14 protein-coding genes, 1 pseudogene and 1 riboswitch are annotated in these 14,667 nt (G+C 74.2%); of the genes and pseudogenes, 11 read left to right on the plus strand and 4 right to left on the minus strand.

The genetic code is table 11. The features are described 5' to 3' along the window. Positions 1-15 precede the first annotated feature (15 nt). Positions 16-2,481: a 5-methyltetrahydropteroyltriglutamate--homocysteine S-methyltransferase gene (gene metE, locus ACH5HR_RS06650; protein ID WP_416476917.1), complete on the minus strand. Its 2,466-nt coding sequence runs from the start codon at positions 2,479-2,481 to the stop codon at positions 16-18. A 106-nt stretch (positions 2,482-2,587) separates the two neighbouring features. Beyond that, complete coding sequence (locus ACH5HR_RS06655; RefSeq protein ID WP_416476919.1) at positions 2,588-3,595, minus strand: methylenetetrahydrofolate reductase; 1,008 nt, start codon at positions 3,593-3,595, stop codon at positions 2,588-2,590. Between the two features lie 5 nt (positions 3,596-3,600). Further along, positions 3,601-3,708, minus strand: a riboswitch (SAM riboswitch). Between the two features lie 94 nt (positions 3,709-3,802). On the opposite strand from ACH5HR_RS06655, the gene ACH5HR_RS06660 reads away from it, so the two are divergent. From ACH5HR_RS06660 to ACH5HR_RS06705, 10 genes and pseudogenes are all read left to right on the plus strand, one after another. Then, positions 3,803-5,023: an NYN domain-containing protein gene (locus ACH5HR_RS06660; RefSeq protein ID WP_416476921.1), complete on the plus strand. Its 1,221-nt coding sequence runs from the start codon at positions 3,803-3,805 to the stop codon at positions 5,021-5,023. Positions 5,024-5,037: 14 nt separating this feature from the next. Then, the gene (locus ACH5HR_RS06665; protein WP_416476923.1) at positions 5,038-5,685 is read left to right on the plus strand and encodes a lysophospholipid acyltransferase family protein; all 648 of its coding nucleotides are present in this window, start codon (positions 5,038-5,040) and stop codon (positions 5,683-5,685) included. 12 nt (positions 5,686-5,697) lie between these two features. Then, on the plus strand, positions 5,698-6,564 hold the full coding sequence (locus ACH5HR_RS06670; protein ID WP_402374774.1) for a CPBP family intramembrane glutamic endopeptidase: 867 nt from the start codon (positions 5,698-5,700) through the stop codon (positions 6,562-6,564). A 69-nt stretch (positions 6,565-6,633) separates the two neighbouring features. Next, on the plus strand, positions 6,634-8,004 hold the full coding sequence (locus ACH5HR_RS06675; protein WP_416476926.1) for a sensor histidine kinase: 1,371 nt from the start codon (positions 6,634-6,636) through the stop codon (positions 8,002-8,004). Further along, positions 8,001-8,654, plus strand: coding sequence for a response regulator (locus tag ACH5HR_RS06680; protein ID WP_416476928.1), 654 nt, complete (start codon positions 8,001-8,003; stop codon positions 8,652-8,654). The genes ACH5HR_RS06675 and ACH5HR_RS06680 overlap by 4 nt, the downstream gene beginning before the upstream one ends. Positions 8,655-8,729: 75 nt before the next feature. Continuing rightward, entirely contained in the window at positions 8,730-9,842 is a 1,113-nt protein-coding gene (locus ACH5HR_RS06685; RefSeq protein ID WP_416476930.1) for a hypothetical protein, read from the plus strand. Between the two features lie 60 nt (positions 9,843-9,902). Next, the gene (locus tag ACH5HR_RS06690; RefSeq protein ID WP_416476931.1) at positions 9,903-10,457 is read left to right on the plus strand and encodes a DUF488 domain-containing protein; all 555 of its coding nucleotides are present in this window, start codon (positions 9,903-9,905) and stop codon (positions 10,455-10,457) included. A 264-nt stretch (positions 10,458-10,721) separates the two neighbouring features. Further along, complete coding sequence (locus tag ACH5HR_RS06695; protein ID WP_416476933.1) at positions 10,722-11,150, plus strand: FtsX-like permease family protein; 429 nt, start codon at positions 10,722-10,724, stop codon at positions 11,148-11,150. After that, positions 11,147-11,687: pseudogene (locus tag ACH5HR_RS06700) on the plus strand (ABC transporter ATP-binding protein). The gene ACH5HR_RS06695 and the pseudogene ACH5HR_RS06700 overlap by 4 nt, the downstream one beginning before the upstream one ends. Positions 11,688-11,739: 52 nt before the next feature. Then, complete coding sequence (locus ACH5HR_RS06705; protein WP_416476935.1) at positions 11,740-12,363, plus strand: TetR/AcrR family transcriptional regulator; 624 nt, start codon at positions 11,740-11,742, stop codon at positions 12,361-12,363. A gap of 91 nt (positions 12,364-12,454) precedes the next feature. On the opposite strand, the gene ACH5HR_RS06710 is transcribed toward ACH5HR_RS06705, so the two are convergent. After that, positions 12,455-12,901 (minus strand): hypothetical protein, encoded by a 447-nt coding sequence (locus ACH5HR_RS06710; RefSeq protein ID WP_402374759.1) that lies wholly within the window; start codon positions 12,899-12,901, stop codon positions 12,455-12,457. Positions 12,902-12,930: 29 nt separating this feature from the next. Continuing rightward, positions 12,931-13,389 (minus strand): DoxX family protein, encoded by a 459-nt coding sequence (locus ACH5HR_RS06715; RefSeq protein ID WP_402374757.1) that lies wholly within the window; start codon positions 13,387-13,389, stop codon positions 12,931-12,933. Between the two features lie 127 nt (positions 13,390-13,516). Between ACH5HR_RS06715 and ACH5HR_RS06720 the strand changes: the two genes are divergently transcribed. Then, entirely contained in the window at positions 13,517-14,653 is a 1,137-nt protein-coding gene (locus ACH5HR_RS06720; protein ID WP_416476937.1) for an App1 family protein phosphatidate phosphatase, read from the plus strand. Positions 14,654-14,667 lie beyond the last annotated feature (14 nt).

Below are 14,667 nucleotides of genomic sequence, written 5' to 3' on the forward strand. Positions count from 1 at the left end.
CCACGACCGCGCCGCTCAGAGGCCGGCGCGCACCGTCTGCGCCGCCGCGACCAGGTGGCGCAGCGACGGCTCCACCTCGGCGTACCCGCGGGTCTTGAGCCCGCAGTCCGGGTTCACCCACACCACGTCCGGGTCGATCGAGCCCACCGCGAGCCGCAGCAGCTCGGTGACCTCGTCCACGGACGGGACCCGGGGCGAGTGGATGTCGTAGACGCCCGGCCCGACGCCCCGCGAGTACCCGGCGGCATGCAGCTCCGGCACGACCTCCATGCGCGAGCGTGCCGCCTCGATGGACGTCACGTCCGCGTCCAGCCCGTCGATCGCGCCGATGACCTCGCCGAACTCCGAGTAGCACAGGTGCGTGTGCACCTGGGTGGAGGCCTCCGCTCCCGCCGTCGCCAGCCGGAACGCCCCGACGGACCAGCGCAGGTACTCCGGCTGGTCGGCGCGGCGCAGCGGCAGCAGCTCGCGCAGGGCGGGTTCGTCCACCTGCACGACGGCGGTGCCGGCGTCCTCGAGGTCGCGCACCTCGTCGCGCAGGGCCAGCGCCACCTGGTTCGCGGTGTCCGCCAGCGGCTGGTCGTCGCGCACGAACGACCACGCGAGGATCGTCACCGGCCCCGTCAGCATGCCCTTGACGGGCTTCTCGGTGAGCGACGCGGCATACCGGGTCCACCCGACCGTCATCGGGGCCGGGCGGGTCACGTCGCCCCACAGGATCGGCGGCCGCACGCAGCGCGACCCGTAGGACTGCACCCAGCCCAGGTCCGTCGTCGCGAACCCGTCCAGCAGCTCGGCGAAGTACTGCACCATGTCGTTGCGCTCCGGCTCGCCGTGCACCAGCACGTCGAGGCCGATCTCCTCCTGGAGCGCGACCACCCGGGCGATCTCCGCGCGCATCGCGGCGGTGTACGCCTCGTCGTCGAGCTCGCCCTGGGCCCACGCCGACCGCGCCTTGCGGATCTCGGCCGTCTGCGGGAACGAGCCGATCGTCGTGGTGGGCAGCGGCGGCAGCCCGAGCCGCTCACGCTGGGCGGCGACCCGCTCGGCGTGCGCGCCGCGGGCGAAGTCGCCCTCGACGAGCGCGCCCAGGCGCTCGCGGACCGTGGGGACGACGACGCCCGGTGCGGTCGCCCGCTCGGCCAGCGCCGCGCTCGCCGCGTCGAGCTCGGCGCGCACCGAGTCCGGGCCGTCGGTGACGGCGCGGGCCAGCGTCGTGACCTCCCGGACCTTCTGGTCGGCGAACGCGAGCCAGCGGCGCAGCTCGGGGGAGCGACCCGCGCGCTCGGCGGCCGGCCCCTCCCACGACTCGTCCTCCACGTCGTGCGGCACGTGCAGCAGCGACGTCGAGGTGCCGACGGTCAGGGCGCCGGCGCCCAGCGGGCGCAGCGCGGCGAGCCGGTCGAACCGGGCGGCGAGGTCGGCGCGCCACACGTTGTGCCCGTCGACGACGCCCGCCACGAGGGTCTTCGTCTCCAGGCCGGGGACGGTCCCGTGCGGCCCGTGGCCCGTGGGGACGGAGCCCTTGACCAGGTCGATCGCGATGGCGTCCACGTCGGTCGCGGCGAGCAGCGCCAGGCCGTCGCGAGCGCCGCCGTCGGCCGCTTCGCCGGACGTGCCGGTCGCGAGCCCGCCGAACGGGGCGGCCACGAGGATGGCCGGGCGCTCCGCCTCGGCGTCGAGACCGTCGTCGTCGGACCGGGCGGCGAGGTCGGTCGCCATCGCGCGGTACGCGGAGGTGATCGCGGCATCGACCCGCTGGGCGGTAGCGTCGACCGTGTCCGAGACGAGGACGGGCTCGTCGAGCTGCACCCACGGCACGCCGACGGCGGCCAGCGCCCGGAGCAGCTCGGCGTACGCGGCGACCACGTCGTCGAGCCGGTCGAGGGGGTGGAAGCCCTCGCCCGCGTCGTCGGCGGCCTTGGACAGCGCGAGGAAGGTGACCGGCCCGACGAGGACCGGCCGGGTGGTGACGCCCGCCTCCTTGGCCTCGGCGAACTCACGGACGATGCGGTGGTCCGCGAAGGAGATCGGCGTCGTCTCGCTGATCTCGGGGACCAGGTAGTGGTAGTTCGTGTCGAACCACTTGGTCATCTCGAGCGGCGCGTCGTCGCCGCGGCCCCGGGCCACGGTGAAGTAGCCGTCCAGGTCGAGCGATCCGTCGTCGCCGTCGATCAGGTCCCGGAACCGGGTCGGGACGGCACCGAGCAGCGCCACGACGTCGAGCACCTGGTCGTAGAACGAGAAGGAGCCGGGGACGGAGCCGTCCTCGGGGTCCAGCCCGAGCGAGACGAGGCGTCGCAGGGTGTCGCGGCGCAGCGCGCCGGCCGCGACCTCGAGGTCGACGGCGTCGGCGCGCCCGGCCCAGAAGGACTCGACGGCGCGCTTGAGCTCGCGGCGGCGGCCGATGCGGGGATAGCCGAGGATCGTGCCGCCGGGGAACGCGGTGGTGGGGCGGTGGGGTTCGGTCGGTGTGGTCATGAGCACTCCAGGTGTCGGTGCTTCCGTGTCGCGACGTCGCCGAGCGTCGAGGTCGCGACCGCAATGACCGCGCATTGCGGGCGGGACCTCGATGTTCGGCAAGGCGTCAGACGGCGGGAGCCACGGTCGGGATGCCCGGTACCAGCGGCCTTCTGGCCAGGTCAGGGACGCCGTGCGGCGTCCGACCGCCGAGGTGAACACCCTCGAGCAGGTCCAGAGCGGGTCGGTACTTGTTGAACGTGTACACGTGCAGGCCGGGTGCGCCCGCGTCGAGCATGCGCTGGGCGAGCTCGACGGAGTACGCGGTCCCGTAGGCGTGCTGCGCCTCCGGGTCCGGCAGGGCGTCCAGCGCGTCCAGCAGGTGCTGGGGCGCGGGGACGCCGGTGAGCTCCTCGACACGACGGAGCCGGCGCGGCTCGGTCGTGGGCATCAGCCCGGCGAGGATCGGGATCGTCACGCCGGCCGCACGGGCCTCGGCGACGAAGTCGGTGTAGCTGTCCGCGGCGTAGAAGAGCTGGGTGATGGCGAACGAGGCTCCGGCCTGCTGCTTCTCCAGCAGGCGCTGCACCTCCTGCGTGCGGGTGGTGCCCGCCTGGCGGTTGCCGTCCGGAAAGGTCGCCACCGCGACGGTCAGCGGCCGAGCGGCGCCGCGGACGGCGGCGGCCGGGTCGACGGCGCAGCGCCGGGCCTCGACCTCGCGCAGCAGTGCGACCAGCTCGATCGAGGAGTGCACGCCGTCGGCCGGCGGGCGCCAGTCGGGCTGGTCCTTCGGCGGGTCGCCGCGCAGCGCGAGGAACGAGCGGACACCGGCCTCGAGGAACTCGTCGATGACGGTGGAGACGTCCTCGCGGGAGGCTCCGACGCAGGTCAGGTGGGCGATGGGCAGCACGGGGGTGCCGCCCAGCAGGGTCGCCACGACGTGCCGGGCGGTGGCGCGGTCGCCGCCGCCGGCGCCGTAGGTCACCGACACGAAGTCGGGGTTCGCCGCGACCAGTCGGCGCGCCGTCTCCCAGAACCGGGGGGCGGCGTCGGGCCGGCGGGGCGGCATGAGCTCGAAGCTCACCGTCGGGCGGTGCCGGTGTGCCGGGACGTGCGGGGGTGCCTCTGCGACCATGCGTCACTCCATCAGGCCTGGCGTTGAGCACCTTCGTCCTCGGGAGGCTTCCGTCGGAGAACGGGTTGCTGCGGCGTCGTCGAGCCAGGACTCTCGGCCGCTCTGGATGGCTTCGGGCTCGACTGTACGCATGGTTCACCCTGCGGACAACCGCGACCGTATGATGAGATGCACCGGTTCGGCTGGTGGCGCCGTAGGCTGGCGGGCATGGACACCGAAGAGCGCCTTGCCGTCTTCCTCGACTACGAGAACCTCGCGCTCGGCGCCCGGGAGCACCTGGGCGGGATGCAGTTCGACTTCCAGCCGATCGCCGACGCCCTCGCCGTGCGGGGCCGGGTGGTGACGCGGCGCGCGTACGCGGACTGGTCGTACTTCGACGAGGACCGCCGGATGCTGACCCGTCATCAGGTCGAGCTCATCGAGATGCCGCAGCGCATGGGCGCGTCGCGGAAGAACGCCGCCGACATCAAGATGGTCGTCGACGCCATCGAGATGGCCTTCGAGCGTGAGTACATCTCGACGTTCGTCATGTGTACAGGCGACTCGGACTTCTCCCCGCTCGTGCACAAGCTGCGCGAGCTCGACAAGCGCGTCATCGGCGTCGGGGTCGAGAAGTCCACCTCCCGCCTGCTGCCCTCCGCCTGCGACGAGTTCCTCTTCTACGACCGGCTCGAGGGCGTCGAGGTCCCCGACGAGTCCGAGGCACCCCAGAAGAAGAGCCCCGCGCGGCGCTCCGGCTCCGGCCGCTCGGGCAGCTCGCGCGCCACCGGCGGCCGGGCCAAGGCCGCGGCCGTCGCCGAGGAGCTGCCGCCCGCCGAGGAGGCCCCGGCCACCGCGGCGTCAGGCGGCAGGACCCGGCGCAAGAAGCCCGAGATCACGCTGCCCGAACCGGTCGACGTGCCCGACCGAGCGCCCGAACCGGCCACCGACGAGGACGACGACGCCCCCACCGGCGAGCCGCCCACCATGGAGGTCAAGGTCGCCCAGACCCTCGCCGGCCTGCAGGGCTCGGCCTCCGGCTCGGTGACGGCGTCGCAGCTGAAGCGCACGCTGGTGCGCAAGGAGCCGACGTTCAGCGAGTCCGACTACGGCTTCCGCACCTTTGGGGAGTTCCTGCGCTACCTCGCCGACCGGGACGTCATCGTCCTGAGCGACGGACCGTCGTCGGGCGACCCGGTGGTCGAGCTCCCGGAGCAGCCGGACAGCGCCAAGGCGTTCGACCTGCTGCGCGCCGTCGTGCAGGACGCGGGCGGCACCGCGGCCCTCTCCGGCCTGAAGAACCACGTGCGCAAGCGTCGCCCCGACTTCTCGGAGAAGGCCCTCGGCTACGGCGGGTTCCTCCAGTTCTGCAAGGCTGCCGCGGCCGCCGACGCCGTCCGGCTCGCCTGGGACGACGAGGCCGAGGACTACCTCGTCACCCTCGGCTGAGGGATGATGAGCCGGTGACGTACCGCATCCTCAAGCTCGTGTGCTCGCTCCTGGTGTACGTGTTCCTGCGTCCCCAGGTCACCGGGCTGCACAACGTCCCCCGCCGCGGGCCGGTCATCATCGCGAGCAACCACCTGTCGGTGATCGACTCGATCATCCTGCCGCTCGTGGTTCCGCGGCACGTCACGTTCATCGCCAAGGCGGAGTACTGGACGGGCCGCGGGCTCAAGGGTCGCCTCTCGCGCTGGTTCTTCACCACGATGGGCCACATCCCCGTCGACCGGGACGACCCGCGCGCCGGCCAGCGCTCGCTCCAGGACGCGCTGGACGTGCTCGAGCGCGGGGGAGCGTTCGGCATCTACCCGGAGGGCACCCGCTCGCGCGACGGGCGGCTGCAGCGGGGGCGCACCGGTGTGGCCTGGCTCGCGTTCGCGGGCGGGGCGCCCGTGGTGCCGGTCGCGATGCACGGCACCGACAAGGTCCAGCCGGTCGGACGGCGCCTGCCCCGGCCCGTCCGCGGCATCCGCGTCGACTTCGGCGTGCCGATCGACCCGAACCGCCAGATCACCGCCACGCTGCGGCCCGCCCAGGCCCGCCGCGAGCTGACCGACCAGGTCATGACGTCGATCCACCAGCTGAGCGGCCAGGAGCTCGCGGCGTAGAAGGGCTCGGGGATGGAGCAGGTGGCGGGGACCGGCGTGGGAGAGGGCGCGGCGGCACCGGACCGGCGTGCCGTGGTGCCGGCGCTGCTCGCCGCCGCGTGCCTCGTCGCGGCCGTCGTCGTGGGTGGGCACCCGGTGGCCGGGCCGCTGATCGCGGCGGCGGCGCTAGTGCTGGTGACGGCCGGTGCTGCGACGCGCGGCGGAGCGCCGTCGGGGTCGGGGAGCGTGGCGGCCCTGGCCCTCTGTCTCGTGGCGGTCACCGGGGTGCTCCGTGGCGCGGGTGCGGCTCTCGAAGCCGTCGGCGTCGCGGGTGCGGCGGGCGTGGCCCTGTGGCCGGTGCCGCTCGTCCTCGCCGTCGTGCTCTACGTCCTGGTGAGCCGGTGGCGCCGGCTCGCCCTGGTGACCGACTGGTTCCGGGCCGGGACGGTGAACCGGCCGGGGGTGTGGCTGACCGTCGCGATCGTCCCGGTCGCGGCGCTGGCCCTCGTGGTCTGGTCGTGGGCGGCGGACGAGGTCGGCACCGGACAGGAGGTCTACCGAGACATCCTCGACGGCCAGGGCGTCTGGGTGCTGGTGCTCGGGGCGCTGACGTTCGCCTTCGTCAACGCCGCGGCCGAGGAGTGCGCCTACAACGGGGTGGCGCAGCGGGCGTTGGGTCACGACCTGCGCGGCGCCGTCGCGGTCGTGCTCGCCGCCGCGATGTTCGGTGCCTCCCACTGGTACGGCTTCCCGAGCGGGTGGTGGGGTGTGTTCCTCGCGGGTGGCTACGGTCTCGTCCTCAGTGTGCTGCGCCGGGTCTCGCACGGCCTGCTCCTGCCGTGGGTCGCTCACGTGCTGGCCGACCTCACGATCGTGGCCATCCTCCTGGTCCTGTGGTGACCCGCCGGCGGTGACAGCTCCCCTGCGCGGGGGAGGCGCCGCCGCGCGCTCGTTGCCAGACTGACCGGCATGGACCCTGCACCCGGATCGCGCGGTGGGTGGCGCCGTGCGCTGCGCCCGTTGACGTCGGTGTCGACGCTGCAGACCGGGGTGTACCTGGTGCTCGGCGGCGTCGTGGCCGGCGCGTACGGCGTGCTCGTGACCGGGTTCGCGCAGATGTTCGCCGCGCCGGAGATCTCGCGGGTGGCCCTGGCGGTGCTCGTCGGCGTGACGGCGGCGATCGTGCTGGTGCCGCCGTTCCTGGGGGCGGTGCGCACGCTCGAGATCCTGGCGGTGCGGACGTTCCTCGGGGTGGAGGTTCCGGTCCCACGGTCCGACGGCGGCAGGCTGCTCGCCGCGACACGGTGGCGCGCGGCGGCGTGGTACGGCCTCCACCTGGCGGCCGGTGCCGCGGCGACCCTCGCGCTGCTGCTCGTGGTGCCGCTGGCGACGCAGCTCGTGCTGGTCGGGCTCGGCCTCGACCAGGACGTCGTGATCGGGGTGTTCCACGAGGTCGGAGGCTTCGGCGGCGGACTGCTGTCCCTGGCGGCGGCCCTGGTGCTGCTGCTCGCGCTCCCGTACGCGGCGGCCCTCGTCCGGGTGGTGCTGCGGCAGGCGGCGCTGCCGCTGCTCGGTCCGGACCAGTCCGAGCGGATCGCCGAGCTCGAGGCGACCGCCCGGCGCGCCGTCGAACGGAACCGGCTGGCGCGCGAGCTGCACGACTCGGTCGGGCACGCCCTGACCGTCACCACTCTGCAGGCCGCGGCCGCCGCACGGCAGATCGGGTCCGACGACGACGCCGCGCGGCAGTCGCTCGCCGCGATCGAGGCGACCGGCCGCGCCGCGATGGCCGATCTCGACCACGTGCTGGGGCTGCTGCGCGACCCGGGACCCGGTGGTGCCGCGGGCCGTCCTGCGGGCGACGGGTCGCCGACGGCGCCCGCACCGCCGGTCCGCACCCTCGCCGACGTCCCGCGCCTCGTCGAGGACGTGCGGCGCACAGGGGCCGACGTCGCGCTGGACGGCCTGCCGCCGTCGTCGGGCACGGCCGGCACGTCGCCGGAGCCCGACGTGCCGCAGGCCGTGTCGCGCGAGGCGTACCGGATCGTGCAGGAGTCGGTCACGAACGCGCTGCGGCACGCGCCCGGTACCCCGGTGGCCGTGCGGGTGACGGCCGACGACGGCGGGGTCGAGATCGAGGTGACGAACCCGCTGGCCGGGGGGCCGCCGTCGGGCACCCCACGCACCGGCCGCGGGACGGCGGGCATGGCCGAACGGGTGGGGCTGCTCGGCGGCACCCTGGAGGCCGGACCCCGTCACGGCGGCCAGGAGCCGGACCGGTGGGTCGTGCGTGCGCGGTTCGGCACCGCGGGCACCGGTGCGGCAGGATCGGTGCCGTGACCGAGGACGTCCGCGTCGCCATCGTCGACGACGAGCCGCTCGTGCGCGCCGGGCTGCGCGTGGTGCTCGACGCCGAGCCCGACATCGCGGTGGTCGGCGAGGCGGAGGACGGCGCCGGGGTCCCGCAGCTCGTCACCGACACCCGGCCCGACGTCGTGCTCATGGACGTGCGCATGCCGCGCGTGGACGGCATCGCCGCGACCCGTGCCGTCGTCGACCGTGCCGGCGGGCCGGTGCCGCGCGTGGTCGTGCTGACGACGTTCGAGAACGACGACCACGTGCTCGACGCCCTGCAGGCCGGTGCCCAGGGGTTCCTCCTCAAGCGGGCCCGCCCGGAGGAGATCGCCCAGGCGGTCCGGACGGTCGCGCAGGGGGATTCGCTGCTGTTCCCGGACGCGGTGCGCCGCCTCGCTGCCGGGCGTCCGCCGTCGGGCGACGCCCTGGTGTCCGCGCGGCTCACCGAACGGGAGGGTGAGGTGCTGCGGCTCATGGCCGACGGGATGTCGAACGCCGAGATCGCCGGCGAGCTGTACCTCGGCGTCGAGACGGTGCGCACCCACGTGGGCAACGTGCTGGGCAAGCTCGGGGTTCGCGACCGGACCCAGGCCGTGGTGCGCGCCTACACGTCGGGGTTCGTGCGGGCGGGCTGAGGTTCCCCCGCACGGGGGAGCGTGCTGGTCGCGGCGGGGGATCCGTTCGTGGGCGCGGGTCACGAGGCTCGAGACATGACCACACACGAAGCTTCGCAGCAGTCGTCACCACCGACCGGCCGGGCGCCGCGCGGCCGGCCGTCCCGCCCCCGCACGTCCCGCCGCCTCGAGAACCTCGCCGTCCTCTGGTGGGTGGCCGGACTCGTCCTGGCGCTCGTCTACCGGGGAGCGGTGGGCTCCGCCGTGGTGACGCCCGAGGCGATCAACCACGGCCTGCTCCGCGACGTGCCTGTCGCGACGCTGGCCACCGGCGTCACCGTCCTCGCCGCCGTCGGTGCGGCGCTCGCGGCGTGGCTGCGCTGGGGACGCTCCACCGCGAACGGCCCGCGCCGCGCTGCCGTCGGCGGCACCGTCGCGGTGCTGCTGGCCGCCGTCCTGCTCGTGGACGCCACCGTCCTGGCCGGGGTCGGCTACCTGCCTGCCGTCCTGGTGATGTCGCTCTTCAGCGCCGAGGTGCGGGCCTCGCTCGACCACTACGTGGCACCCGACTTCCTGTTCCAGGTCGTGGTGCTGTGCGGGGCGGTGCTCCTCACGGTCGCCGCGGTGCGCTCCACCAGGCGCGGCCTCGCCGCGTGCGACCGGTGCGGCCGACGGCACGACGGCGCCGACCCGGCCTGGACGACGCCGGCCGCGGCCGCGCGCTGGGGCCGGGTCGCGGCGCTCGTGGCCGCGGCGATCCCCGCCTTCTACGGCCTCACCCGCATCGCGTGGGCGCTCGGCATCCCTCTGGGTTTCTCCCGCGACTCCGTCGAGTCGATGCGCGGGCTCGACCTCATCGGCCCCATCGGTCTCGGTACGTTCGCGCTGCTCGGTGCGGTGCTCACGCTCGGGCTGTACCAGCGCTGGGGAGACGTCTTCCCGCGCTGGATGCTCGGTCTCGCCGGCAAGCGGGTCCCGGTGGGTCTCGCCGTCGTGCCCGCGACCCTCGTGGCCGTGGCCGTGCTGCCCGCCGGCGTCTCCATGATCGCCCTCGGGTTCTCCGAGGGGATGCTCGGGCTGGACGCCGGGACGTGGGGCGCCGTCGGGCCGGCGTTGCTGTGGCCGCTGTGGTCGGCCGCGCTCGGGGCGGCGACCTACGCGTACTGGCTGCGCCGTCGGGGCACCTGCGGAGCGTGCGGCCGGGGCTGAGCGGCGCTCGGCCGCAGGACCGACCTACGATGAGGTGGCCGCGGCGGGAGGAGGCCATCGGTGGACGTGACGGGGGAGATCTGGACGATCGGGCACTGGACCTGCCCGCGGGAGGTCGTGCTCGACACGCTCGCCTCGGCGGGCATCGAGCTGCTCGCCGACGTGCGCCGGATGCCCGGGTCGCGGCGCAGCCCGCAGTTCGACGCCGACGAGATGACCACGTGGCTCGCGGACGCCGGCATCGGCTACGAGCACCTCACCGAGCTCGCCGGGCGTCGGCCGAAGCAGCGCGACGTCGACCCGGAGCTGAACGCCGGATGGCAGAACGTCAGCTTCAAGAACTATGCCGACCACACGCTCACCCCGGAGTACGAGGCGGGCCTCGCGCGCCTGACCGGGCTGGCGCAGGACCGCCACGTGGCCGTCATGTGCGGCGAGCCGATGCCCTGGCGGTGCCACCGGCTGCTCGTCGCCAACACGTTGGCGGCGCGCGGCTGGCAGGTCGTCCACCTCATGAACGGCGCGAAGCCGCAGCCGCACGAGCTGGGGCGCTGGGGCGCGACGCCGTCGGTGGGCCCGGACGGTGCGGTGACGTACCCGCTCGCCGTCTCCTGACCCGTCCGCTGCTGCGGCCGTGTCCCCGCCGGTGGGGCCGTGCCGACGGCGGCCCACACCTCGGTCAGGTCGGCGACGAGACCGTCGCGTCGATGACCTCGGCGAGCTGCTCGACCTCCTCTCGGCGACTTCCACGCCGGAGTCCCCGAGGGGACCGAGGCGCGGCCCGAGATCTACGACGAGGCCACGGCGATCGCGCTCACCGCCGCCTCCGGGACGGACATCGACGCCGCGGCCGGGGACGAGGTCGCCGCCACCACGACCGTGAGCCTCGAGGAGTCCTTCGACGGTTCGCCCGGGTACTCCGCCGAGACGCTCACGCTCGAGCTCATCCAGGCGTTCCTGTACGCGATCTCGGCGCTCGTCGTCGGCGCGTTCTTCACCGTGTGGACCATCCAGCGCAAGCACGAGATCGCCGTCGCCCGCGCCATGGGTGCCTCGACCGCCTTCCTCGTCCGGGACGCCATCGGTCAGGCCGCCGTCGTCCTCGTCGTCTCCACCGCCGTCGGCATCGGCGTAGGTGTCGGGTTCGGCGCACTCCTGACCTCGACGCCGATGCCGTTCTCGCTCGAGGCCGGGCCGCTGGCCGCCGCTGCCGGACTCATGGTCGGTCTCGGACTCCTCGGCGCCGCCGTCTCCGTCGGCCGCATCGCCCGCGTCGACCCCCTGACCGCACTCGGAGGACAACGATGACGCACGCCGCCGAACAGCTCTCGAACTCCGCAGCACGCCACGCGGACGGCCTCGTCCTCGACCACGTCTCCCTGGAGCTGGGCGACGGCGACTCGACCGTCACCGCGCTGGACGGCGTGAGCCTCACCGTCCCGCAGGGCGAGCTCCTGGCCGTCCTCGGCCCCTCCGGTTCCGGCAAGTCGAGCCTGCTGGCCGTGGCGGGAGCACTCATCCAGCCGACGACGGGCGGCGTCCACGTGGGCGGCGTCGACGTGGGCGTGCTCAAGGCGAGCCGGCAGGCGGCGCTGCGGCGCGAGCAGATCGGGTTCGTCTTCCAGTCGGGCAACCTGATCCCCGCCCTGACGGCCGCACGAGCTGTCGGGAGGCGAACGGCAGCGCGTGGGCATCGCCCGCGCACTGGTCACCGCCCCCTCGCTGCTGCTCGCCGCCGAGACGCACGAGCACGGCGTGGCGACCGTCATGGTGACCCACGACCGTGACGTGCTCGAGCACCGCGACCGCATCGTCGAGATGGAAGATGGGAGACTCAGCGCTTGAGCTCACGCTCTCGGGCCCGGTCAGGGCCCGAGAGCCCGTCAGAAGGAGAGTCGTGCCGCGGATCAGCGCTCCCACGGTCGCCTTGCACCGTTCGGCACAGCAACGTGCGCTGCTCGACGCCGCCAGGTCCCTCCTGGCCGAGACCGGCCGTCCCCCGACGTTCGCGGCGCTCGCCGAGCGGGCAGGGCTCGCCCGGCCCAGCGTCTACCAGTACTTCCGCTCCGCCGAGGACCTGCTGCAGGCCATGGTCCAGGACGTCTTCCCCCGGTGGTCGGCGACGGTCGCACGCGCGATGGACGAGGCGCCCGACGAGCCGGCGCGCGTCCTCGCCTACATGCGCGCCAACCTCCAGCTCGTGGCCGAGGGAGAGCACGCGCTCGCGACGGCGCTCGCGAGCGTGGGCCCCTCCGGCGCCGTCGAGGAAGGCACCCGCGTGATGCACGACGAGCTCCTGCAACCGCTGGCCGACACGCTGGAGACGCTCGGCGTCCACGACGTCACGCGGTGCGCCGAGCTCATCAACGCCGTCGTGCACTCCGGGTCGCGGATGATCGAGTCAGGTGTGCCGCTGGGGCAGGTCTGGACGAGCGTCGAGGAGCTCGTCGCACCGTTCGTGGAGCGGCTGGCCCCGCACGGCGGGCCGAGTGGCGAGGCGAGCGGCTCCGTCCAAGAGTGAGGGGATGGCACGGATCCTGCGTTATCTCCCGTTCGTCGTCGCCGGGTGGCGGTGGTTCCGCAACCGTCGACGGCGGCCCGGCGCCTGAGCGCTAGCGGTCGACGTCGCCCGGCCCCACCTCGTGGCCGGGACGTGCGTGGGTGCGGCGCTCCTGCTTCATCCGCGCTTCCGCCAGGTGCCGGACGCCGTCGGCGAGCTCCTCACGGGCGTCCCGCTCGTGGGCGCGGAACGCGTGCCAGTAGCCGTCGTCGTAGTCCTCGACGATCTGGAAGGTCCAGCGGCCGGCGATCACGTTGCGGCCGACGAGGTCCTCGGAGATCCGGCGGGCGACGTCCTCGTGGCCGGCCTCGCGCAGCTTGTCCACCGCGTCCCCGAGGGCCAGGTCGGCCTCCCCGGTGAGCTGGTGGAACGTGTACAGGTGGCCGCGGGCGCGCTCGACGGTCTCCAACGCCTCGCTCAGCATGCCGAGCGCCTCGACGGTCGCGTCCGAGACGCCGGCGGGGGTCTGGTGCTCGCCGTCCGGCAGGTCCATGCTCATCGCAGCATGCTAGGCACGCAGCGCGTCGCTCACCTGCCGGACCGGTCGGTGCGACGGGCGGTCCGCAGCGCCGACCACGCTCCCGTCGACCACAGCGCCAGGGCGACGAGCACCGCCTGGAACGGCAGCCGGGCCAGGCGCTTGGCGTCGGTGTCGAGGCCGAACCCGTCCGTGCCCTCGAGCCACTGGGCGACGTTGCCGGGGAAGATCGCCACGAAGAACCCGGCGGCGACCAGACCGACGGCCACCTTCCACCGCGACAGCACCACGAGGGAACCGCCGATGGCGATCTCCACGACTCCGGACGCCAGCACCGTGACGTCGTCGTCGACGGGGAACCAGCTCGGCACCTGCGCCTGGAACTCCTCGCGCGCGACGGTGAGGTGCGAGATCCCCGCACCGGCGAGCGCCAGGCCGAGCGCGACCCGTGCCAGCGTGCGGGGCACGGACGTGCGCGGCGAGGGTCTGGTGAGCACGGAGAGATCCATGCCCGCGATCGTCGCACCGTGCGCACAGGCTCGCTACCTGGTCTGATAGCGGCGTGGAAGGCTTCTGGTGGAGACTCGTCGCTGATCATCGGCGCCTTCGGGCGCTCAGTGATCGGATGATGACCGCATGATGACCGTGACCCCGCACCCGTCGCAGCGGCCGCACCTGGCCGCGGTGGTCGAGGACCGCTTCTACGAGGCGGCGGGCTGGCTGCTGCGCCGCGTCGGCTGGCGGCCGCGGATGGAGACGTATTCCGGCTACGGTTCGCCGCGCCGGGTGCGGGTGCTCGCGAGGGTGCTGCTGACCCCGCCGGGCCGGGTCGCGGCGGACAACGCCCACCGCGCGGGGCGCCGCGGCTTCCGGCACTTCCTGACGGTGCCGGCCCCGCACCGCAGGGTCCTGGTCCAGGTCGGCGGCGCCCGACAGGTCGTGCAGAGCGACCGGGCCGGCTACGTCGACGTCCAGGTGGACGTGCCGGCCGACCCGCCGCTGCCGCCGGGCTGGCAGCGGGCCCGGCTGAGCGACGCGGGGGCCGCGACGGCGGCGGAGCGCGCGACGGAGCCGACGGTCCCGCCGGAGGAGGACACCGCGGACGCGCCGTTGCTGATCATCGGCCCGGAGACGCGGTTCGGCGTGATCAGCGACATCGACGACACGACGATGGTCACCTCGGTGCCGCGCCCGCTGCTCGCGGCGTGGAACACGTTCGTGCGCCACTCCAGCAAGCGGCGCGCCGTGCCGGGCATGCCCGCGTTCTACCGGCGGCTGCGGCAGGCCCACCCGGAGGCGCCGTTCGTCTACCTCTCGACGGGCGCGTGGAACACCGCGGCGACGCTGCGGGCCTTCCTCGCGCGCAACGCCTACCCGCCGGGTCCGTTGCTGCTCACCGACTGGGGGCCCACCATGACCGGCTGGTTCCGCAGCGGGCAGGCGCACAAGAACGCCAGCATCGAGCTGCTCATGTCCTGGTTCCCCCACGTGCGCTGGCTGCTCGTGGGGGACGACGGTCAGCACGACGCCGGCATCTACGCGCGCGCCGTCGACCGCCGCCCCGACCAGGTGGCGGCCGTGGCCATCCGCCGGCTCCGCCCCACCGAGCAGGTCCTCGCGGGCAACCTGCCCGACGGCGGGGCAGCGGCCGGCCCGGAGCGATCGGACCTCGAGGGCTCGGGTGCACGGGCCGCGGTGCCGACCGTCTCGGGTGCGGACGGCGACGAGCTGGCGCGCCGTCTCACGACGGTCCCGGGCGTGCTCGGCTCCTGACCGAGCCTGACGAC

Source organism: Isoptericola maris (assembly GCF_048065335.1).
GTDB classification, from domain to species: Bacteria; Actinomycetota; Actinomycetes; order Actinomycetales; family Cellulomonadaceae; genus Isoptericola; species Isoptericola rhizosphaerae.